The following is a 21,610-nucleotide window of genomic DNA, read 5'->3' as shown; positions in this document are numbered from 1 at the left end:
GTTAATTGGGGATTTCTGAGTCCGGGGTTTCAGGGGGCAGTTCGGTCAGGCGCCCGCGGGGGAAGTGACAGATGAATTCGCTGCCTTCGCCAATCCGGCTCTTGATCTCCAGGTTGCCGTCATGGTTCAGCAAGACGTGCTTGACGATCGCAAGACCCAGGCCTGTACCGCCGGTTTCCTTGTGGCGGCTGGGGTCGGCACGATAGAAGCGCTCGGTGAGCCGGGGGATATGGACCGGGTCGATGCCGATTCCACTGTCGCGTACGGACAGGTGGGCGCCATTGCGGTCGGTGTACCAGGAAATGAAAACCTGGCCGCCAGCCGGCGTGTATTTGACCGCGTTGAAGATCAGGTTGGAGAAGGCGCTGCGAATCTGGCTCTCGTCGCCGGTGAGCAGCCGCCGCTCGCCAATGTCCATGGTGATCTCATGGGCCTGGTCGCCGCTCAGGGCTCGGGCATCGTTACAGATCAGGGAGATCATGTTGCCGACATCAATGACGCTGTCCGGGGCGGAATGTTCGCCGGTTTCGATTTTTGACAGCAGGATCAGGTCGGTAATCAGCGCTTCCATCCGTGAGGCCTGCTGGTCCATGGTCAGGATAGCCCGACGCCACTTGGGGGGGAGATCGTCGGCATTGTCCACCAGGGTTTCCAGATAGCCACTGATCACGGTCAATGGCGTGCGCATCTCATGGGAAACGTTGCCCACAAAATCCCGCCGCATCTGTTCCAGCTGGTACAACCGGGTAACGTCTTTGGCCACGATCAGGCGGTCGTCATCACCGAACAGGCTGATCTGTATCTGCAGGTGAATATGGGGCTTGGCGGGAGAGGTAAGCTCCAGCGGCTCGCGGTAATCACAGGTATCGAAGTAGGCTTTAAACGCGGGGGTACGGATCAGGTTATGAATGGGCTGGCCGCGATCCGATTCGCGCTGAAAGCCCAGTAAATGCTCAGCTGATCCATTCCACCATTCCATGGTGCCGCGGGAGTCGGTCATGATGACACCGTCACGCATGGCGTTGGTGGACTCCTGGACCCGGTTGATCTGCCGCAGCAGGCGGTCGCGGTTGCTCAGGTGGTTCTGCCGCATCTTGTGCAGACCGTCGAAAATATCCCCCCACAACCCGAGGCTTTCCGGGGCGCCAGCCATCCCGTTTGGGTTGAGCAGCCACTGGTATAGCTTACGGGCCTGAACCAGCGTCCAGGTCAGGTAGACCAGGAGGCCGGTCAGCAGGCCCAGGACAGGTTGCCCGAAGAACAGCCCAACACCGGTGAACGCGATCAGGATGGCGATGATGATGCGCAGATAGCGCGACCAATTGTGCTGCATGTAGCTACCGATATCGGGTTTTGACAGTTAGGCGGCCCGGGTGGAGAACCGATAGCCGGTCCCTCGGACGGTCTGGATCAGGTGATCGTATTTCTCGCCCAGCGCCTTGCGCAAGCGACGGATATGGACATCCACGGTACGCTCTTCAACATAGACATTGCCACCCCAGACCTGGTCCAGCAGCTGGGAGCGGGTGTAGACCCGTTCCTGGTGCGTCATGAAAAATTGCAGCAGACGGTACTCGGTCGGGCCCATACTGAGTGCGCCTTCGCCGGTAGTGACCCGGTGTCCGACCGGGTCCAGAGTCAGGCCCTCAACTTCAATGGGGCTTTCAACGCCGGGCGGTGTAGTACGGCGTAGCACTGCCTTTAGGCGGGCGACCAGCTCCCGGGGCGAAAATGGCTTGGTGATGTAGTCATCGGCACCCACTTCCAGTCCCTGGATTTTGTTGTCTTCCTCCACCTTCGCGGTCAGCATGATGATCGGAATCTCGGAGGTGCTTTCCTCTTTCTTCAGCCGGCGCGCCAGCTCGACACCGCTGGTACCGGGCAGCATCCAGTCGAGCAGGATAAGGTCCGGCTGTTTATCAATGATCAGGGCATGCGCCTCTCGGGCATCCGCTGCCTCTAAATAGTTGTAATCTGCCATCTCGAGGGCAACGGCGATCATTTCCCGGATCGGGGCTTCGTCATCGACGATCAGGACAGTTTTTCCAGACATGGGCATTAACCTGTATCCATCGGATTATTGTTGCTGCCTCATTACAACGACCAACTGTTACAAGTATATGACAGGGTTGGTGTGTCGTCGTTATTGTCACGGGTGAGGCGCTGTTCAGCCGTTGTGGCTCAAAATGCCAGATCCAGGGCCAGCCCTGCAAAGACCGAGAACCCTGCCCAATTGTTGTTAAGGAAAGCCTTAAAGCAGCCATCGCGATCTCGGTTGCGTGCCAAATGCTGTTGATAGACAAACAGGCAGGCCATGACCACGGTGCCCAGATAGAAAAATGCGCCCAATTTTGCCTGAACACCAACCATGACCAGGATCAGAACCACCAGGGCCTGCAGGGTTGCAATGATGACTCGGTCGCTGTCGCCGAACAGGATGGCGGTGGACTTTACGCCAATCTTCAGGTCATCGTCCCGATCGACCATGGCGTAGAAGGTGTCGTAGGCGACGGTCCACAGCAGGTTTGCGGTAAATAGCAACCACGCGAGCCGGGCCAGTTCTCCGGTCTCTGCAGCCCAGGCCATGGGAATTGCCCAGGAGAACGCCGCCCCCAGAACCAGTTGTGGCAGGTGGGTAAAGCGTTTCATGAACGGGTAGCAAAAGGCCAGGGCCAGGCCGCCGAAGGACAGGTAAAGGGTCAGGGTGTTGGTGAACAGAACCACCATCAGGAATGACACCAGGGCCAGGGTCAGGAACACCGCCACCGCTTCCCTGGCATCAATGCGCCCGGCGGCCAGGGGGCGTTCTTTGGTGCGTTTGACATGTCCGTCGACCTTGCGGTCGGCAAAGTCATTAATGGCGCAGCCGGCAGCGCGCATCAGGAAAACACCGAGGGTGAAAATGATCAGGTTGCTGATGCTCGGCAGGCCGCCGGCAGCCAGCCATAACGCCCAGTACGTTGGCCACAACAGCAGCAGAGTGCCAATGGGGCGATCAATGCGCATGAGTTTGGCGTAATCGGAGAGGCGGGATTTCAGTGCTGGCGAAGTGATATCCAGGGGCATGCTGACCGGGTCCTTGCTCGTGCTGTGGTTCGCGACGATAACTGGGGCGATTATAGCCCGTTGCTGTTGCTTAACTTAAGTGCGATTGCTATCCGGACGGGCCAGCAGGTCGGGTAGAAAATATTCCCCAACCAGCAGGCGGCGCTCTCCAGAGTGGAACAGTGAGCGTCGGGCAACCGGGGGTTGCTCCTGGTCACGGCGATGGCAAAGGCCGGTTTGCAAAGGACCCCGGGACCAGCGCTGGCTGCTGAACAGATAGGCGCCCAGCGGTGTGCGGCCGAGGTTCTTCAGGCGGCGGTCGGCGCCACGGAGTGTGCTGCGGGGAATTATGGTGCGTGCGAGCACCCAGGGGGTGTCATCGCCGCAGAGACGAACCTCCCGGATCCAGGCGACCTGGCCCATGGGAATGCCGAGGGTCAGCGCTTCCTCCCGGGTTGGGCGATAAAAACCCTCCCGGGCGACTTCAACATGAAAGCCCTGCTGGCATCGCAGCTGTAAGGCCCGTGTCAGCGAACCTTCCAGTTGGAGCCAGTAGCGGCTGACAGGGTCGAGACCGTGGCGCTTCAGGTTGGCGGCTGCCAGAGAGCAATACCAGGTGGTTGGCGGTAACGCCGCCGGAATTCGGCCGTGCTCAGAGTCCTTTGACGGCATAAATCCCCGGCGCATTACGCCAGTAGCCCTTGTAGTCCATGCCAAAACCAAACAGGAAGCGGTCTTCCACCTCCAGGCCGGTAAAGTCTGCCTTCAGGTCAGGGCGGGCTTTGCGATCGTGTTGCTTATCAACCAGCACAGCGGTCAGCACCTCTTCGGCGCCCATGGACTTGCAGTAGTCGGCGATGGCCGCGAGGGTGTTGCCTTCGTCAAGAATGTCGTCGACGATCAGGACTGTCCGCCCCTGCATGCTCTCCTCTGGGCGCAATTTCCACTCCAGAATGCCTCCGGTGGTTTCCTGGCGGTAGCGGGTGGCGTGCAGGTACTCGGCCTGGACCGGAAATTTCAGCAGCGGCAGCAGCTGCCCGGTCAGGATCAGGCCACCGTTCATCACGCAGAACAGCAACGGATCGCTGTCTTTGAGTCGCTCGGTAATGGCGTTTGCCATGGTTTGGATAGCGGCGTGAACCTCGGGTTCGGCCACCAGGCAGTCGGCCTCGGCGAGTACTTGGTTCATCTCGGCGACGGTATCGGTCATAGCGGTCAGATCCTGTCGTAAAACGAGGCATTATACCTAAGCCGGTTTGCAGTGGGGAGGTTGAAGCGACTCGGAATGGGTGGGTAATTGCCGTTATTGGCAGCGCAGTCAGAAAAACCTTGTCCAGGTGGCATTGGTGTACGGGTGTTCGCTCGGTATGATAGGCCACCAACAACGACAATGCGTCGGATTGATAGTGGAATTTCAAGCATAAACGCAAGCGTGCCCGATAACGCGGCACCCTGATGATGTGGAGGTGTAAAGCATGAAGAAGTGGCAATGCGTGGTGTGTGGCTGGATCTACGACGAAGCGGAAGGCTGGCCAGAAGATGGCATCGAGCCGGGCACCAAGTGGGAAGACATATCGGACGACTGGGTTTGCCCTGACTGTGGCGTGGGTAAAGAAGATTTTGAAATGATTGAGATCGGCTAAGCCGAACGGTTCAAGCAAGCGGAGTAGAGTGAATGAGTGCAGAAGCCCCCATCGTAATCGTCGGCACCGGCTTGTCAGGCTTTTCCCTGGCCCGGGAAATCCGTAAGCAGGACAAGGAAGTGCCAATCCTGATGGTCACGGCTGACGACGGGTTCAGCTATTCCAAGCCGATGCTTTCCACTGGCTTCACCAAAGGCAAAGAGGCGGATGAACTGGCCCAGGCCACGGCTGCGACTATGGTGGAGCAGCTCAACATCGACCTGCGTGTTCACACCACGGTGACCGGTATCGATACCGCCGCGCACCAACTGTGCATCGGCGAAGAGCGCCTGACGTACAGCAAACTGGTACTGGCCTGGGGTGCGGACGTTATCCGCCTGCCGATTGAAGGGACCGGGCAGGAGCATGTGTTCTCCATCAACGACCTGATGGATTACCGGGTTTTCCGTAAAGCGGTTGAGGGCAAGAAGCGGGTAGCGATTATGGGCGCGGGTCTGATTGGCTGTGAGTTTGCCAATGACCTTCGCAACGGTGACTACGAGGTGGATATCATTGCCCCCTCCGATACCGTGATGCCAGGCTTGTTGCCAAAGGTTGCCGCCGATGCGGTCAAAGATGCCCTGGCCGAGGCCGGGGTGGCGTTCCACCTGGAAACCGTGGTGGATCGCATCGACCAGGATGGCGATGGCGTGAACCTGATCCTGGCCAATGGCGAGCAGGTTTCCGCAGACCTGGTGGTTTCTGCCGTCGGTCTGCGTCCACGTACCAGCCTGGCGGCCGGTGCCGGCCTTCAGGTGAACCGGGGTATTGTGGTCAACCGTGCGCTGGAAACCTCCGCTGAGGATGTCTATGCGTTGGGTGACTGCGCCGAAGTGGATGGTCATGTACTGCTGTACGTGCTGCCGCTGATGGCCTGCTCCCGTGCGCTGGCCAAGACCCTGTTGGGCGAGCGTGTGGAGGTTGCCTACGGAACCATGCCGGTGATGGTGAAAACCCCCTGCTGTCCAACCGCAGTCTGCCCGCCACCGCAAGGTGCCGAGGGTGACTGGCAGGTGGAGCGTGACGGTAACAACGTGCGGGCTTTGTTCAAGGACGGTGATGGCCAGGTCCTGGGCTTTGCCGTGACTGGCGATTACGCCATGGAAAAGCAGGCGTTGGCGAAAGAGGTGCCGCCGATTCATAGCTGACCGGCATCATCATCTCGACGGTATTACCTACGAAAAGGAGCATTCCGGTCAGTCCGGATGCTCCTTTTTCGCATTGCCAACATCGTTGGTTCTGGGGTAGAACGGATGGTTAGCGAGCTAAGAAGCCAATTCGGCTTTGGCAGGGCCGGCTGAGGCTGGCACGATACCGACATATGAACCACAGGAGCGAGCATGCTGGAAGTTACCAGAAAGCTGGTAGAGTTGCTGGACCTGTCGCCAACGGGTGACGACCATTTTCAGGGCGATAGTGAAGACCTGGGCTTCCCCAACGTATTTGGCGGCCAGGTACTCGGGCAGTCCCTTATGGCGGCCAGCCGCACCGTTGAAGATCGGGCGGCGCACTCCCTTCACGCCTATTTCCTGCGCCCGGGCAATCACAGTCTGCCGATTGATTACGAAGTGCAGCGGGTCCGTGATGGTGGATCTTTCTCCGTTCGCCGGGTCATTGCCCGTCAGGATGGCCGGGAAATCCTGACCGCTGCGGTTTCTTTCCAGGTGGCGGAGGAAGGCTTTGAGCATCAGATGGAGATGCCGCCTGCGGCAGGCTATGAAGGGCTGCCGTCGGAGTCGGACTATGTCGAAAAGCTGTTGCCGAAAATTCCGGAAGCCATGCAGGCCAAGCTGTCCCGAAACCGCCCGGTCGAAATCCGCCCGATTGATCCGGTGAACCCGCTGAAACCGGAAGCGAAGCCGCCGATGAAGCAGAGCTGGCTGAGAGTCCAGGGTGAACTGCCAGATGACCCTGTGTTGCATCGCTGCCTGCTGGCCTACGCCTCGGACTTCTCCTTCCTGGGTACCTCGCTGAACCCTCATGGAGTGACATTCATGAGCCGCAATATGCAGGTGGCGAGCCTGGACCATGCCATCTGGTTCCACCGGGAATTCCGCTTTGATGACTGGCTGCTTTACGATAAGGACAGCCCCAGCGCTTCCGGCGGGCGGGGATTCAATCGTGGCAATTTCTTTGATCGTAACGGTGTGCTGGTGGCATCCACCACTCAGGAAGCACTGATCCGCCAGCGCAAATAATACCTTTTCAACGGGCTGGGGTGTCGGTTAGCCGATCTGGCGGGCGGCTCCGGAGCCCCGGTTGTCCAGCCAGGTCAGCAATTCGCGAATGGGCAGCGGCGGGGTCAGCAAGTACCCCTGGATCATGTCGCAGCCCATGGATTTCAGCAGGGCCAGTGTCGCTTCATCCTCCACACCTTCCGCCACCACCTGATAGCCAAGACTGTGGCACATATCGATGGTGGTCTGAACGATCACCCGGTCTTCACTTTCATTCAGCAGGTCATGGATCAGTGAACGGTCGATCTTGATCTCTTTTGCTGGCAACTGCTTGATGTAGGACAGTGACGAATACCCCGAACCAAAGTCGTCGATGGACAGTGGAATGCCTGTGGCGTTCAGGGACTGCAGGGCACGCAACGAGTTCGCGGGGTCCAGCATCATGGAGGTTTCCGTGACTTCCAGAATGATCTGGCCACGATGTCGGGGGTAGGCCGCCATCAGACGTTGCACGTACAGCGGGAATTCCGGCTCGCGCAGGTTGTTGGGCGAAATGTTGACCGAGATGCCGATGGGGTAACCACGTTCGATCAACTGGTTGCGCAACGACAGTGACTGTTCCAGAACCCAGCGGGTGAGGGGTTTGATCAGCCCGGTCTGCTCGGCGATGGACACCAACTGGTCAGCGGGGATGGGTACCTTGCGCCCTGGCCAGCGAATCAGCGCTTCCGCGCCTACCACTTCATGGGTCTTCAGGCACAGTTTGGGCTGCAGGTGCAGGGCGAGTTCGTTGTCTCTCAGTGCCTGTCGAAGTTCTGATACCAAGGTCAGGCGGTCGGCACTGTAAGAGTCCCGTGCGGGCTGGTAGTACGCCAGTCCGCGATCCCGGGCTTCGTCCGATTCCTGGGCAATGTACGCGCGGCGGATCAGAGCGTTGGTGTCCTGGGCGTGGTCCGGAAAGATCGCTACGCCGGTCTGGGGATCGAGGGGGAGCTGCATGCCGAGGTAGTCAATGGGTTCTCCGAGCTGTTCCAGCGCCAACACAATACTGCGAGGGGTGGATGAGATCTCGTCGGCGTTGATGATAAAACCGAGGGCGGCCGGTTCCAGCGAGGCGAGGTGGAACGAGCGCTGGTCAGTGACTTCAATCGGGTACACCCCGGGCAATCCGCTGATGATGCTGTTGAATCGACGGGCCGCCAGTTCCAGAAGGCGGTCGGTATTGCGGTGACCCAGGGTTTTGGTGATGGCCTGCAGGTTGGTGAGGTAAATGATGCCGACCGCGTGGCGCTTTTTCGATTCACGGTTGATCAGGTCATTGATCACCATCTCAAAGCTGGTGCGGTTGGGGAGCCCAGTGGTGGGGTTGTGCAGGGCCTGATCCATCATTCGCAGTTCGGCCTTGCGGCGAGCCGCCATGGCATTGAGCTCCGCTTCCCGCGCCAGCATCTTGCCTTCGCGCTCCTGGTAGAGTCTCGCGGCCAGTGCGATGGTCAACAGGATGGCTTCGAGGGCGGAGCCGATCTCCATCCCGTAGGTGGTGACGAAGTTGGTGGGTACCCAGCCATATTTGTTGGCGGCGGTTATTGCGCTGCCGATGGTCAGCAGGCCCCAGGCAATGGTGTAGAACATGGCTTGGGGGACGCCCCGAAGCCACAGCAAGGGTCCCGTAAACGTCAGCAACAGGCAGCCTGGAATGGCCAAGGCCACCGATAGCCGGATCGAAAGGTTGTAATCCAGGACAAATGCCCCTGCGATGGCAGCCAGGTTGAGGGCGATGAACAGCTTGACCACCTTGTCTATATGCGGCGCATTGCTCTTCAGCCTTAGGAATGAACGCCCAAACAACAGGGTGAGCAGCATGGCACAAGGGATTGCGAGCAGGATCGACAGGTTGTGCAACTGTGGATTTTCCGGCCACAGGATCTGGAAGGTTACCCCCCGCAGGGCGGCTAGCAGGAACAGGTAGCCAAAGGTTGAGAGTACGTAAAGCAGGTAGGTGAGTTCCCGCAGCGCCAGGAATATGAAGACATTGAAGAAAATGACGGTAATCAGCACGCCGTAGTAGAGGCTGTGAAGCTGATCTTCCATGGCGATGGCATCGAACAGCTCATTCTGGGCCCAGATTCGGATGGGTACCTGCAACGAGCCATGGGTCTCGACCTTGAGCAGGATTTCGTACTGCTTATCGGCTTGGGTGCTAAAGGGGATAAGGAAGGTCGGGTGGTTCAGGGGCCGGTGTTCAAATGGCAGGGTGTCACCGACCACAACGTGCTCTGTGACGTTGCCGCTTTCCAGCAGAAAGAACTCGACCCGGTCCAACAGCGGGTAGCTGATGTCAAGAATCTGGTGTTCCGGTTGGCTGGAGACGGCCATGCGGAACCAGTAGGGAACGGTGTTGTAACCAAAGTTCGGCGAGGCTTCCTGAAGCATTTGCCAGTCGTCACTGGCCAGTGCTTCGGACGGAGCCTGGGAGTCAGTCGCTTTCAGGTAGGTGATGTTTGTCGGAAACAAACTGGTCGTGCCGGGTTCGCTGTGAACCTGGAAGGCCAATAGACTAAGAGTCACCAGGAAGGCGATCAATGATGCAATTTGGCGCACGGTTGTCCGATATTGTTGTGATTGTTGTTGTCGCGCTGCGGGAGTGTACGCATACCCCCGAAACCTTCGCCGTTATTATCGAATTATTGGCGATCTGGAATTCAGTATGGCGTCTACCGATGCTTGGCTCAAGGACAAATTACGCTTTCCAGCCACTCCCTGACCCAGGGGAGGGCAACTTCTTCCGGATCTGTAACTTCGAGGGCATCAATACGCAGGGTGTCGCCTACCTTACGGGCTCCGGTTTCAAAAAATGCTTCCTCCATCAGCTCGCCTGCGCCACAGAAGGTGTCGCCGTAGGAGCTGTCGCCCAGAACGATGACGCCAAAGGGGCGGCCGGGCTGCTGTGGCAGCAGGTCCCGAAGCTCCAGGTAAAAGGGCAGTAAGTTGGGGGGAACTTCGCCCTGGCCGGTCGTTGAGGTGCAGATCAGGATGGGGTCGTTGTTGCCGGTAATGTCGGCCAGGCTCGGATTCTCCAGCACGGTGATCTCGTGCCCTTCCTGCTCCAGGTCTTTTTTGAGGGTGCGTGCGGTCATCAGTGCGCCACCGTAGACACTGCCTACCAGAATCCGGATTGAAGCCATGTTTCAGCCACTCTGAGTCAATGAGGCCGCCATGGTACCGGCGTTCCCTGCCGGGCTCAAGAATCGGGCGGTGAGTCTGGTGCGGTGGTTGTCGGCTTGCTTTTGACCCGCGGGGAGATTTGGTTGCGGCCATTTTCCTTGGCAGTGTATAGCTGAACGTCCACTTGTTTGAGCAAATGGTTCATGGAGTCCGACTGGGTGATGGAACTGACGCCAGCACTGATGGACACCGGCAGGATCTGGTCGCGGAAGTGAAACTCGGCCTCGGCAACCTTGTGACGTAGCCGTTCCGCGAGTGTCAGCGCCTGTATCAGTGATGTATCCGGCAGCAGGAGCAGGAACTCTTCTCCGCCCCAGCGTGCCGCCAGGTCGGTTTGGCGGACAATTTCCCGCATCAGCTCGGCAAACTGTTTGAGGGCGGCATCGCCAGCATCGTGGCCATACTCATCGTTGATGCGCTTGAACCAGTCGAGGTCAATCAGCACGACAGAAAAGTGATGCCCGGTGCGTTGGTAACGGGAGTATTCCTCCATCAGGCGTTGATGCATGGCGCGGCGGTTGGGCAGGCCGGTGAGTTCATCGGTTCGGGCCGCCTGTTCATGGCTGTGAGCCAGTTCCAGGAGCCGGCTGCGAACCCGTAGGCGACTGAACTCCAGGATGAAACAGAAGACTGACTCAAACGTTACCGTGGCGAGGAAGCGGATTTTGAAATCGGTGTTGTATTCGGTGGTCACAAAGGGCAGTTCCGGCCACTGGAAAATCACCAGTGCCATGACCAGGCAAAAGGTCAGTATGATGACCCCCAGCCTCAGGCTGGTCAGGTAGAACAGCAGGGGGGGAAAGGCGTAAAACCAAAGTGGGCCGGTGTTGCTCTCGCCGCCAGAGGCAAACAGATAGATAAACAGGGTAACAACAATCGCCAGCAGTCCGAGCATGTGTAACTGAAGGTTGCGCAGCAAAGCAAAGATGGTCGCGTTGATTGCGATCAGGGTTGCGAACGACCAAAGTACGATGGCGTGTTCGGTGTGGCCGGAAAGCCAGGACTTTGTCCCGATCCCCAGCAGCAAAACCAGGGCGAGAATGGCCAGCAGGGTCGTCAGCTGGAAGGCACGGCGGTAATCTTCGTCTTCCGCAGAAAAAGTGGCTGGCGCCTTTGCTCGGCTCATGTGTTCTCTGTTCTTATAGTTATGGAATGTACGCCGACAAATTATGCTCCAAATTTCCATAAGTTGACAGAGGGTTGAGTCAGATCAGGCCAACCCGTTAGGGGTGTCTGGCCGGTGCCTCACGCTGATCCAGGCCGGCAACGGATTTCAATTTGATGACAAAAAAATTATAGTGGCGCCCAGAATCCTGTCTTTCAACGAATGGTGCCTACCATGGCCACGTCCAACGGTTTTCTCGATAACCTGCTAACCAGTCCCACTACTGAACGTTACCGCATCGGTATCAGCCTGCTTTTCCTGTTCGCCATCTGGCTTTTTGTTGGCCACAGTGTCAGCGATATGCCCAATGGCATGCTGTTGATGGCCGCTGCCGTCATTGGCGGCTACATGGCGATCAACATCGGGGCTAACGATGTTGCCAATAATGTTGGGCCAGCGGTTGGCTCCGGGGCAATTACCCTGGGTGGGGCTGTCCTGCTGGCGGCCGTGTTTGAAGCTGCCGGAGCCCTGATTGCCGGAGGCGACGTAGTGTCGACCATCAAGGGCGGCATCATTTCGCCGGAGCGTTTGAGTCACCCGGAAAGCTTTGTCTGGTTGATGACTGCAGCACTACTGGCGGGTGCTTTGTGGCTGAACCTGGCGACCTGGATGGGGGCGCCGGTGTCAACCACCCACTCCATTGTCGGCGGTGTCCTTGGTGCGGGGATTGCGGCCGGTGGTTGGGGAATCGCCAACTGGGCGGTGATGGGGAAAATCGTGGCGAGCTGGGTGATATCACCGGCCCTGGGCGGGCTTTTGGCGGCCCTGTTCCTGTTCGTTATCAAAAAATCGGTGCTCTATAAGAGCGATGTTATTCCTGCTGCCCGGCGATTCGTGCCCTGGCTGGTGGCCATCATGGCGTGGGCGTTTGGCACCTACCTGATGGTCAAAGGCGTCAAAAAGATCGTTAAGGTCGACTTTATGATGGCGTCGCTGGTTGGCTTTGCGCTGGCGGTGGTGACCCTGGTGGCCATGAGGACCCTGGTGTCACGCCGGGCGGCAACCATGGAGAACAGTGCCAGTGGCGTGAACACCCTGTTCACCTGGCCGTTGATCTTTGCGGCGGCGCTGCTGAGTTTCGCCCATGGTGCGAATGATGTGGCCAATGCCATCGGCCCGCTGGCGGCCATCAACGATGCCATCACGGCCGGAGGTGTGGTGACGTCCGCCAGCATTCCGCTGTGGGTGATGATGGTCGGTGCGCTGGGGCTGGCAGTCGGACTGATGCTGTTCGGGCCGCGCCTGATCAAGACCGTGGGCAGCGAGATTACCGAACTGGACAAGACCCGTGCCTTCTGTATTGCGCTGTCGGCCGCCTTGACGGTTATTATTGCCTCCCAGCTTGGGTTGCCGGTGAGCTCGACCCACATTGCGATTGGCGGGGTGTTTGGTGTGGGCTTCCTGCGGGAATACCTGAAAACCAACTATGCCACTCAACTACACTCGATCATGGAAAACCATGATGAGAAAGAGCGGGCCCGGCTGAAGCCGTTCCTTGACGATTTCCGCAGTGCCTCGGTGGAAGAGATGGAGAGCCTGTTGCAGAAGGCCCGTCGCAACAAGCGGGAGCTGCCGCTTTCCAAGCCGGAGCGTAAGCGCCTGAAAAAGATCTATCGTCAGGAGCTGGTCAAACGGTCTCACCTGACCAAGATTGTTGCGGCGTGGGTGATTACCGTACCAGCGTCAGCCTCGATGGCTGCGCTCCTGTTCTTCACGCTTCGTGGTCTGATGCTTTAATGGCCTTGCATGGGCAGCCGTGGTAGGCAATGATCGTATCAATAAGTGGCGGGCCCTTGGGGTCCGCCAGGTGCCATTTTCCAGGAGTAAGCAATGAGCTCAGCAGCTGAGAGCCGTCAGTCCAAAACCATTCAGGAACTGCGCGGGTTTATTCGTAAAGTATTGAGTGATCCTACGGTTGCGGTGAAGTCCGTGGAGATCGCCCGGAAATACCGGGGGCAGCCTGGGGCTGACGAGCTGATCGCCCAGGAAATCAGCGCCAGCACCACGGTTCGGATTCCTGAGAACTGGAGTGAGGCGGATCGCATGTTCATCGAGATCCTCCATGAGGTTCTCGACGACGAGGCGGCGCTGTACTGATCCGGTAACCGGATCCCTGCCGAGCCGGAGTTCTTCCGGCTCAGGTTTTCTAGCCGTCTGTGTCGACCGCCGCCAGGACTGTGTTGGTGAGCTGATTGAGGATGGCGAATTCATCACTGATGCCCGCATCTGCCGCCAGTTCTTCCTGCTCGTTCAGGATGTCCCTGAGGATGTCTTCGGTGGTCAACGGGTTGGCCAACACCACCCGGAACACCAGGCATGGGAAGTGGTGGTAACGGGCCGGCTCCAGTCGTGTCCGTGACACAAACGCTTTTCCCCGCTCCCGCTGTGTCTTCTGGATGAACTTGGTGATCCGGTTGAGGCAGGCATTGATGCGTTCGGCCTGAATCGGGTCTGCCAGCGTCAGGGCCTGTTGGGCCTCGGCGGGGGCATAGCGGTATGTGAGAATGTTCAGCTCGGGCTCGGTCACCAGCTCGAAATCCGGTCGCGCCTGGATCATATCGGCAAAGCTGCGAGCCTTGGCAATACCCTGGTCGATCAGGATCTCGTAGCCTTCCCGTGCCAGGATTTTCAGGCCGGAGTGAATCAGCATCGACATCCCCGGGCGTGATCCTTCCAGGGTGGTACTGCCCAGGTCCCGGGAGCCCTGACGAATGATGTACTGGGCGTGGTGCTCAACCGCACTGGCCAGGGCGGGGTCACGGAACACCACCAGGCCTGAGCCCATGGGGACATACAGCTGTTTGTGGGCGTCGATAGTGACCGAGTCGGCCTGTTCAATGCCTTTCAGCAAGTGGCTGTGACGGCGGGAGAACAGGGTTGGTCCGCCCCAGGCCGCATCCACGTGGAAGTGAGCGCCGAATTCCCGCGCAATGTCGGCCATAGCCTCCAGCGGATCGACGTTGCCGGTCTCGGTGGTGCCGGCAATGCCGCAGATCGCCATAATCTTGATCTTCTGCTTCTGCAGTTCCAGGCATTTGTCCCGCAGGGCGTCAGTCTGGATCCGGTTGTGGTCGTCGGTATCTACCGCTACCAGCGACTCCCGGCCCAGTCCAAGGACATCGGCCGTCTTGCGAAGGGAGTAGTGGCCGCGCCGGGACACCAGAATGGCTGCACCTTCGTGGCCGTAGTAGCGCAGGGCGCGGAACAGCCCCTCCTGATGAATGCCCCTGAAGCTGCCTTCTGCCGGGAAAGCCCGGTTCCGAGCTACCCAGAGTGCCGTCAGGTTGGCGACGGTGCCGCCTGAACACATGGCGCCGAGGGAGTGGCGGGGGTCGTGCATCCACTTGCGGTAGAAGGCGCCATCCTCATCGTAGACCAGCCGGTGAATCATCCCGAGAACCTGGCGTTCCATGGGGGTGAAGGCCTTGGAGGTCTCTGTTTTCACCAGGTTCTGGTTCAGCGCAATCATGATCTTCGACAGCGGCAGCATGAAGTAGGGCAGCGCTGATGTCATGTGGCCGATAAAACTGGGGGAGGCGGTGTGGACCGAATTGGCGACCAGTTTGTCGAGCAGGAACTGGGTTTGTTCCGAGACGAAGATCGGTTTTTCGGGAATGACCGGGTCGGAAAAGTCTTTCTCGACTTCGCTGAGATCGCGTTCGATAGCGACGATGTGTTCCTGGAGGAAGCCGGCCAGGTTTGTTGAAATGTTCTGGTCGATCCTGCTCAGGGTGGATTCCGGTGCCTCGGGCACGGTAAACACACGGTACATTGCCTCCAGCGAGGCCTGGGCGGATTTTTTCTTACCAGTCATAGCGCCAATGTCTCAGTCGTTGTCCGCGGGCCGTCATCAGGCACGGCGGATCACCGGGGTCAATTCATTCCCATCAGTCGGGCACAGACAGTCTGGTACCACTCCGTTTGGTTCCCGCTGCTGCACTCTGGCGTCCTTTTAAGGGAGCGTAGTATACGGCGTCACCCATGCCCTTGCCACAGCGCCTATGGTCTTAAGGTGCCACGGTTTCTTTGAGCGGTTGCGGAATGGCGCAGGGCTGACCGACTAACGTTCACAGCAGTTCCCGCTGGACTTCCAGAATAGGGGCGTCAATGCGCTCGGCAATGGCCTTTTCCACCTGATCCAGACGTTGGCTGATCAGTTGGGAGGAGGTGCCAATGGCGGCAATGGTCCAGGTGGCACAATCAAGCGTGTCCTGGTCGGCGGTTTCCGCGACAGCGAGATCGCTTTCCTTGCCCCAGATGGCCTTGAGCGGAGCAAAGGTGCGGCGCTTGGCTTTGATATCTTCGCAGCCATAAAGCTGGAAATGCAGGGTCATCACGCCCAGGTGTGGGGTAATGGTGGCGGCTTGGGGTTGGCCGGCCTGAAGCAGGCGGCGCAGTTGTTCTGACATGACCTTGATCCGGGTAACTCGGGGCCGGACGCCGGGTGGCGGCCAGCCCCATCATGTTGGAAGATCTGGTCAGTCTACTACAGGCGTGGCTCGTTCGATAATGGCGCGAACGTCCAGTCCTCGGGGCAGGTTGCCGTAGTTCAAGCCGCCGTGGCTTTGCAGGCGCGAGGCGCAGAACGCATCGGCCACCTCCGGGATAGAGTGTTGCAGCAGGACCGACGCCTGCAGTGACAGCGCCATACGGTCCACCAGATTGCGAGCGCGGTACTGAATGTCGTCAGGGTTGTCCCCGAGGTTACCGAACTCCTGCTTCAGATCGCCAACAAATCGGTCGTAGCGGGCGTCGCTGCCCCGAGCCTGATCCAGCTCGTTGAAGAAGGCTTGCAGCGAATCCGGTGATTTCTGCAGCGCCCGCAGGGTGTCCAGGCACTGGACGTTGCCGCTGCCTTCCCAGATAGCGTTGACCGGGGATTCCCGGAACAGTCGCGGCATGATGCAGTTCTCCATAACACCGCTGCCACCAATGCATTCCATGGATTCGTAGGCGTGGTTGGGGGAGCGCTTGCAGATCCAGTATTTGCCAACGGGAGTGGCTAGCCGGGTCAGCAGCCGTTCATGCTCGTCGTCCTGATTGTCCAGGGCTCGCGCTACTCGCAAGGTCAGGGCCAGGGCTGCTTCGCTTTCCAGCGCCAGGTCTGCCAGGACATTCTGCATCAGCGGCTGGTCGCTCAGGGTAGCGCCAAAGGCGCTGCGGTGGCGGCAGTGATGCAGGGCCTGGGCGGCGGCCTGGCGCATGCCGCCAGAACTACCGATCATGCAGTCGAAGCGGGTCATGGAGACCATTTCGATGATGGTGGGTACGCCACGGCCTTCCTCGCCCACCATCCAGGCCAGCGCGCCGCGGAGTTCGGCTTCACTGGATGCGTTGGCGACGTTGCCCATCTTGTGTTTCAGGCGCTGTATTTGCCAGGGGTTCTTGCTGCCGTCCGGGCGCCAGCGGGGCATCAGGAAGCAGGACAAGCCGCCAGGGGCCTGGGCCAGTACCAGAAAAGCGTCGCACATGGGGGCCGAAACAAACCACTTGTGGCCGACCAGTTCGTAGGCCTGACCAGACCCGCCCTGACCCAGCGGGAAGGCGCGGGTGCTGTTGGCGCGGACATCACTGCCGCCCTGCTTTTCGGTCATGGCCATGCCAATGGTGACGGACTGCTTGGCGCTATCAGGCACATTGCGTGGGTCGTAGTCGTTGTGAAGAATCTTTGATTCCCAGAGCGCCGCCAGTTCCGGTTGCTTGCGAATCGATGGGATGGCAGCAAAGGTCATGGTAATCGGGCAGCAATGAGCGGCTTCAACCTGAGAGTGCAGGTAGTACTTGGCGGCACGGGCGACGTGAGCACCGCTGCGTGGGTCGGTCCAGGGGCTGCTGTGCAGACCGTGCCCCATGGAAAGTCGCATCAGCTCATGGTAAGCCGGGTGGAACTCCACCTCGTCGATACGGTGACCAAAGCGGTCGTGGGTGTTGAACGTGGGTTTGTTTTCGTTGGCCTTGAAGCCCAGGTCAATGATGTCGGACCGGCCGGTCAATTCGCCGAACTCGACCAGTTCCTGCTCGGCCCAGGCGGCACCTTCGCGGCTCAGGCCATCCTGCAGTGCCTGGTCTTGTTGGTACAGGTTGTAGTTTTCCAGGGCGGTTGGCTGGTTGGTGACGGTATGGGTGACCGCGAGATAACGGTCTTCCGTTTCTGGTGTGGATTGAGGGGCGTTCATGGTGTTACCTCCCGGTGCCGGTCAACCCCTGTAGGCAGAAACGCACAATGCCGTTGACCAGTGTCTCTGTATTTGATGTGTGACTGGTCTCGTCGGTGCTGCCCTGAACAGGTGACAGGGGCCCGACGAGGCTTTCAGCAAGGGCGCCCACCAGACAGGTACTGCTGCATACGGCGTCCTGTGGTGGCAGACAGCCTTCGTTCATGCCTTCGCGGATCGCCTGCTCAAACAGTTCCGCATAGGCTTTCCGGTACGTCAGTCGTTCGGCTTCGACCTTGGGATCGACAGGCTCAGCGATCAGTGCCCAGGCCATCATCGGTCGGTTTAGCGCCCGTGCGGCAAACTGCCTCAGGGCCTGCTCCAGCCGTTCGATGACGCTACCCGCTTCGGCCAGCGACTCACCCACCTTGGTGACTTCCCGGCGAGTGGCTGTTCGGAAGACTTCCGCAAACAGCTCTTCCTTGGCGGTGAAGTGCCGGTAAATGGTGCCGGTAGCGATTTCCGCCCGACGGGCAACCTGGCTGACCTGGGCATTGCGAAACCCGCCTTCCATCACCAGTTGCAGCGCGCAGTCCAGAATCCGTTGTCGGGTTTCGGCTTTGCGCAGGCGCATCTTTTCCGTTTCACGATAGGCCATGAGCGCTTGCCTCATAAAAGTGAATCATTATTCATTCCTTGTGTCAACGCGGGGCGATGCGTTATTCCAGGAGGAATGTGCAGCCACAGTTACGACCTATTGTAACGCCAGTACCGGTGTCGGCACCGGCTGAATTGCCTGCGTCATTGTGGCAATCCGGGGGGTCGTCATAAATTTGTCACAATTCATCGGTTAACCTTTCGGTGATGGAGTCTGTCCGTTGTGGCCAGGGCGTGTATGATTAGGGGATTTCAACGAGTTTGATACGCCAATAACGCCCCAGGAGGATTGAGTGAGCACTCCAACCCCACGTAGTTTCCCAACCACCCGTCTGCGCAGAAACCGGGCGGACGATTTTTCCCGACGACTGGTCAGGGAACATCGGTTGAGCGTTGATAACCTGATTTATCCGGTGTTTGTCCTGGAGGGTGAAAACCAGCGTGAAGCGGTGCCTTCCATGCCCGGTGTGGAACGGTTGAGCATCGACTTGCTGGTGGAACAGGCGGCGGAACTGGTGGCCCTGGGAATTCCGGCGGTTGCCCTGTTTCCGGTCATCCCCGCGGATCAAAAGAACCTGTCGGCCAGTGGGGCCTGGGATTCGCAAGGGCTGGTCCAGCGTACGGTACGGGCGCTCAAGCAGGCCCAGCCGGAGCTGGGAGTAATTACCGACGTGGCGCTGGACCCGTTCACCAGCCACGGCCAGGACGGCATCATTGATCACAACGGTTATGTCATGAACGACGTGACCGTCGAGGCGTTGGTAAACCAGGCGCTGTCCCACGCCGATGCCGGTGCCGACATCGTGGCGCCGTCGGACATGATGGACGGCCGGATCGGAGCGATCCGTGAGGCGCTTGAAAGCGCCGGTTATGTGAATACTCGGATCATGGCGTATTCCGCCAAGTATGCCTCCAGTTACTACGGGCCGTTCCGCGATGCCATTGGCTCTGCGTCGAACCTGGGCAAAAGCGACAAGGCCACCTACCAGATGGACCCCGCCAACAGTGATGAGGCCCTGCATGAAGTGGCTATGGACCTGACCGAAGGGGCTGACATGGTCATGGTTAAGCCGGGCATGCCCTATCTGGATATTGTTTACCGGGTGAAGCACGAACTGAAAGTGCCCACCTTTGTCTATCAGGTCAGTGGCGAGTATGCGATGCACATGGCGGCCGCCGACAACGGCTGGCTCGATGGTGACAAGGTCATGATGGAAAGCCTGGTGGCGATGCGCCGGGCCGGTGCCGATGGCATCCTGACGTATTTTGCGGTGCGAGCGGCGAAACTTCTTAAACAGAATGGCTGACCGTTAGGGCAGGGCCTGCGACGGGTTGGTCAAGGAACTTGATGCTGAGGATCAATTTGCAATGACAATGGAAACGGCAAACGCTGAAAAAACGGTGCCAGGCACAGCCGGGGCGAGTGCTGTCGAAAGCGAGAGTCCGGTGGTTGATCCGACAGCCAACGAGAACTACTTCAACCGCGAGCTGAGTCACCTCCAGTTTAACTACCGGGTGCTCCAGCAGGCGCTGGACCCAAGCCACCCGTTGATCAACCGGTTGATCTTCTGCTGCATCTTCAGCAGCAACATGGACGAGTTCTTCGAGATCCGGGTAGCTGGCCTGCGCCAGCAAATGAAGTATGGCCGCGAAAGCGTCGGCCCGGACGGTATCCTGCCGACCCAGTTGCTCACTGACATCAGCCAGGTGGCCCACCAGTACATCGAGGAACAGTACGACATCCTCAATAACGTACTGATTCCAGAGATGGAGAAGGAGAACATCCGGTTTGTACGCCGTCGTGAATGGACGCCAGCGCAAGCGGAGTGGGTACGTACTTACTTCGAAGAAGAGATCCTGCCGGTGGTCAACCCGATCGGTCTGGACCCGTCCCACCCGTTCCCCCGGTTGGTGAACAAGAGCCTTAACTTCATCGTTGAGCTCGACGGCAAGGACGCATTCGGTCGAGAAACCGGCATGGCTATCGTGCCTGCTCCGAAGTCATTGCCCCGCTTGGTGCGGCTGCCGGATGAGGTGTGTGACGGTGGTGACAATCTGGTGTTCCTGTCGTCCATGATCCATGCCCACGCCGACGAACTGTTTCCCGGTATGGAGATCAAGGGGTGCTACCAGTTCCGCCTGACCCGGAACGCTGATTTGGTGCTGGAAGATGATCTGGAAGACCTGGCTTCGGCGCTGCGGGGTGAATTGCTCAGTCGTCGTTTCGGTGACGGTGTCCGGTTGGAAGTGGCCGATAATTGTCCAGACGAGCTGATCCAGTTCCTGCTGCGGGAGTTTGGGCTCAGCGAGCGGGATCTTTATCAGGTGCATGGCCCGGTCAACCTGACCCGGCTGATGGCGGTCGGCAGCCTGGTCGACCGTCCTGATTTGCTGTACCCCGGGTTTTCGCCGGCGGTGCCCAAGAAAATTCGCAATAACGAAGACATTTTTGGGGTGATCCGTCAGAAGCCGATCCTGCTTCATCACCCGTACGAAAGCTTTACGCCGGTCATCGATTTCCTTCGCCAAGCAGCCAAGGATCCTAACGTCCTGGCCATTCGCCAGACCCTGTATCGTACTGGTACCGGTTCGGAGATCGTCGAGGCCCTGATGGATGCGGCTCGTCGTGGTAAAGAAGTGACCGCGGTCATTGAATTGCGCGCACGTTTCGATGAAGCCGAGAACCTGGAGCTGGCCAGTCGCCTGCAGGAAGCGGGGGTGGTGGTGGTTTACGGTGTGGTCGGCTTCAAAACCCACGCCAAGATGATCATGGTTGTTCGGCGGGAAGACGGACGGCTGAAGCGTTACGTACACCTGGGAACCGGGAACTACCATGCCGGGAATGCCCGCCTGTACACGGATTACAGTCTGTTGTCCTGCGATGACGCCTTGGGCGATGACGTCAACAAGTTGTTCCAGCAGTTAACCGGCATGGGTAAGGTGTTGAAGATCAAGAAGCTCTTCCACGCCCCGTTCACCCTGCACAAGCGGTTGATCGAAATGATTGACCGGGAGGCCAGCTACGGTGACAAGGGCCACATTATCTTCAAGATCAATGCCCTGACTGAGCCGGAAGTGATGCTGGCGCTGTACCGGGCCTCCCAGGCCGGGGTGCGGGTGGATCTGATCATTCGTGGCATCTGTTGTTTGCGCCCGGGCGTGCCGGGGTTGTCGGAAAACATCCACGTCCGTTCCATTATCGGCCGTTTCCTGGAGCACACTCGGGTGTATTACTTCGGCAATAATGGCAAGCCGGAGATCTATGGCTCCAGCGCCGACGGTATGGTGCGCAACCTGATCAACCGGGTTGAAGTGGCCTTCCCGGTCGACGACAAGTCGCTGGCGGAACGGATGATCAGCGATCTGAATGCGTACCTGACTGACAATTGCCAGAGCTGGGAGCTGCAGACGGACGGTAGCTATGTCCAGAACCACCCGGCGGAAGGGGAAGAGCGTTTCGTGGCGCAGCAGGCGCTGCTGGAAGGTTTGATCAACAAATAACAA

The 21,610-nt window shown here is 58.8% G+C and carries 19 protein-coding genes; 7 read left to right on the top strand and 12 right to left on the bottom strand.

Going from position 1 to position 21,610, the window contains the following annotated elements; genetic code table 11:
• Nucleotide 1 precedes the first annotated feature (1 nt).
• From phoR to BMZ67_RS01285, 5 genes are all read right to left on the bottom strand, one after another.
• Entirely contained in the window at nucleotides 2-1,333 is a 1,332-nt protein-coding gene (gene phoR / locus BMZ67_RS01305; protein WP_092020114.1) for a phosphate regulon sensor histidine kinase PhoR, read from the bottom strand.
• Between the two features lie 27 nt (nucleotides 1,334-1,360).
• Nucleotides 1,361-2,053, bottom strand: coding sequence for a phosphate regulon transcriptional regulator PhoB (gene phoB, locus BMZ67_RS01300; protein ID WP_092020879.1), 693 nt, complete (start codon nucleotides 2,051-2,053; stop codon nucleotides 1,361-1,363).
• A gap of 128 nt (nucleotides 2,054-2,181) precedes the next feature.
• Nucleotides 2,182-3,066 carry a 4-hydroxybenzoate octaprenyltransferase gene (ubiA, locus tag BMZ67_RS01295; protein ID WP_092020113.1) on the bottom strand — a complete coding sequence of 295 codons (885 nt, stop codon included), beginning with the start codon at nucleotides 3,064-3,066 and terminating at the stop codon, nucleotides 2,182-2,184.
• A gap of 75 nt (nucleotides 3,067-3,141) precedes the next feature.
• Nucleotides 3,142-3,717 carry a chorismate--pyruvate lyase family protein gene (locus tag BMZ67_RS01290; RefSeq protein WP_092020112.1) on the bottom strand — a complete coding sequence of 192 codons (576 nt, stop codon included), beginning with the start codon at nucleotides 3,715-3,717 and terminating at the stop codon, nucleotides 3,142-3,144.
• Nucleotides 3,698-4,255, bottom strand: coding sequence for a hypoxanthine-guanine phosphoribosyltransferase (locus BMZ67_RS01285; protein WP_092020111.1), 558 nt, complete (start codon nucleotides 4,253-4,255; stop codon nucleotides 3,698-3,700). Before BMZ67_RS01285 ends, BMZ67_RS01290 begins: the two co-directional genes overlap by 20 nt.
• 265 nt (nucleotides 4,256-4,520) lie before the next feature.
• Between BMZ67_RS01285 and rubA the strand changes: the two genes are divergently transcribed.
• The 3 genes from rubA (at nucleotide 4,521) to BMZ67_RS01270 (ending at nucleotide 6,925) form a co-directional block, all read left to right on the top strand.
• Entirely contained in the window at nucleotides 4,521-4,688 is a 168-nt protein-coding gene (rubA, locus tag BMZ67_RS01280) for a rubredoxin RubA (protein ID WP_092020110.1), read from the top strand.
• Nucleotides 4,689-4,720: 32 nt separating this feature from the next.
• Complete coding sequence (locus tag BMZ67_RS01275; RefSeq protein WP_092020109.1) at nucleotides 4,721-5,875, top strand: NAD(P)/FAD-dependent oxidoreductase; 1,155 nt, start codon at nucleotides 4,721-4,723, stop codon at nucleotides 5,873-5,875.
• 192 nt (nucleotides 5,876-6,067) lie between these two features.
• Nucleotides 6,068-6,925, top strand: coding sequence for an acyl-CoA thioesterase (locus BMZ67_RS01270; RefSeq protein ID WP_092020108.1), 858 nt, complete (start codon nucleotides 6,068-6,070; stop codon nucleotides 6,923-6,925).
• A 27-nt stretch (nucleotides 6,926-6,952) separates the two neighbouring features.
• Here BMZ67_RS01270 and BMZ67_RS01265 read toward each other — a convergent pair whose 3' ends face one another.
• From BMZ67_RS01265 to BMZ67_RS01255, 3 genes are all read right to left on the bottom strand, one after another.
• Nucleotides 6,953-9,505, bottom strand: coding sequence for an EAL domain-containing protein (locus BMZ67_RS01265; RefSeq protein ID WP_245749834.1), 2,553 nt, complete (start codon nucleotides 9,503-9,505; stop codon nucleotides 6,953-6,955).
• 128 nt (nucleotides 9,506-9,633) lie between these two features.
• Complete coding sequence (locus tag BMZ67_RS01260; protein ID WP_092020107.1) at nucleotides 9,634-10,089, bottom strand: flavodoxin; 456 nt, start codon at nucleotides 10,087-10,089, stop codon at nucleotides 9,634-9,636.
• Between the two features lie 56 nt (nucleotides 10,090-10,145).
• The gene (locus BMZ67_RS01255; protein ID WP_092020106.1) at nucleotides 10,146-11,255 is read right to left on the bottom strand and encodes a GGDEF domain-containing protein; all 1,110 of its coding nucleotides are present in this window, start codon (nucleotides 11,253-11,255) and stop codon (nucleotides 10,146-10,148) included.
• 213 nt (nucleotides 11,256-11,468) lie between these two features.
• On the opposite strand from BMZ67_RS01255, the gene BMZ67_RS01250 reads away from it, so the two are divergent.
• Together BMZ67_RS01250 and BMZ67_RS01245 are read left to right on the top strand one after the other, a co-directional pair.
• On the top strand, nucleotides 11,469-13,031 hold the full coding sequence (locus BMZ67_RS01250; protein WP_092020105.1) for an inorganic phosphate transporter: 1,563 nt from the start codon (nucleotides 11,469-11,471) through the stop codon (nucleotides 13,029-13,031).
• A 93-nt stretch (nucleotides 13,032-13,124) separates the two neighbouring features.
• The gene (locus BMZ67_RS01245) at nucleotides 13,125-13,391 is read left to right on the top strand and encodes a hypothetical protein (RefSeq protein ID WP_092020104.1); all 267 of its coding nucleotides are present in this window, start codon (nucleotides 13,125-13,127) and stop codon (nucleotides 13,389-13,391) included.
• Nucleotides 13,392-13,440: 49 nt separating this feature from the next.
• Here the strand turns inward: BMZ67_RS01245 and panP are convergent, their stop codons facing one another.
• From panP to BMZ67_RS01225, 4 genes are all read right to left on the bottom strand, one after another.
• Complete coding sequence (gene panP / locus BMZ67_RS01240; RefSeq protein ID WP_092020103.1) at nucleotides 13,441-15,108, bottom strand: pyridoxal-dependent aspartate 1-decarboxylase PanP; 1,668 nt, start codon at nucleotides 15,106-15,108, stop codon at nucleotides 13,441-13,443.
• A gap of 253 nt (nucleotides 15,109-15,361) precedes the next feature.
• Complete coding sequence (locus tag BMZ67_RS01235; RefSeq protein ID WP_092020102.1) at nucleotides 15,362-15,703, bottom strand: DUF503 domain-containing protein; 342 nt, start codon at nucleotides 15,701-15,703, stop codon at nucleotides 15,362-15,364.
• 69 nt (nucleotides 15,704-15,772) lie between these two features.
• Nucleotides 15,773-17,470, bottom strand: a complete 1,698-nt coding sequence (locus BMZ67_RS01230) for an isovaleryl-CoA dehydrogenase (protein WP_092020101.1) — start codon at nucleotides 17,468-17,470, stop codon at nucleotides 15,773-15,775.
• Nucleotides 17,471-17,474: 4 nt separating this feature from the next.
• Nucleotides 17,475-18,107: a TetR/AcrR family transcriptional regulator gene (locus BMZ67_RS01225; protein ID WP_092020100.1), complete on the bottom strand. Its 633-nt coding sequence runs from the start codon at nucleotides 18,105-18,107 to the stop codon at nucleotides 17,475-17,477.
• A 292-nt stretch (nucleotides 18,108-18,399) separates the two neighbouring features.
• On the opposite strand from BMZ67_RS01225, the gene hemB reads away from it, so the two are divergent.
• Both hemB and ppk1 read left to right on the top strand, forming a co-directional pair.
• Nucleotides 18,400-19,413, top strand: a complete 1,014-nt coding sequence (gene hemB, locus BMZ67_RS01220; protein ID WP_092020099.1) for a porphobilinogen synthase — start codon at nucleotides 18,400-18,402, stop codon at nucleotides 19,411-19,413.
• Nucleotides 19,414-19,474: 61 nt separating this feature from the next.
• Complete coding sequence (gene ppk1 / locus BMZ67_RS01215) at nucleotides 19,475-21,607, top strand: polyphosphate kinase 1 (protein WP_092020098.1); 2,133 nt, start codon at nucleotides 19,475-19,477, stop codon at nucleotides 21,605-21,607.
• Nucleotides 21,608-21,610: the final 3 nt, after the last annotated feature.

This window comes from Marinobacter zhejiangensis (genome assembly GCF_900114775.1).
Taxonomy (GTDB): domain Bacteria; phylum Pseudomonadota; class Gammaproteobacteria; order Pseudomonadales; family Oleiphilaceae; genus Marinobacter; species Marinobacter zhejiangensis.
Note: the sequence above shows the minus strand (reverse complement) of the source record. Positions and strands in the feature narration are given on the sequence as shown.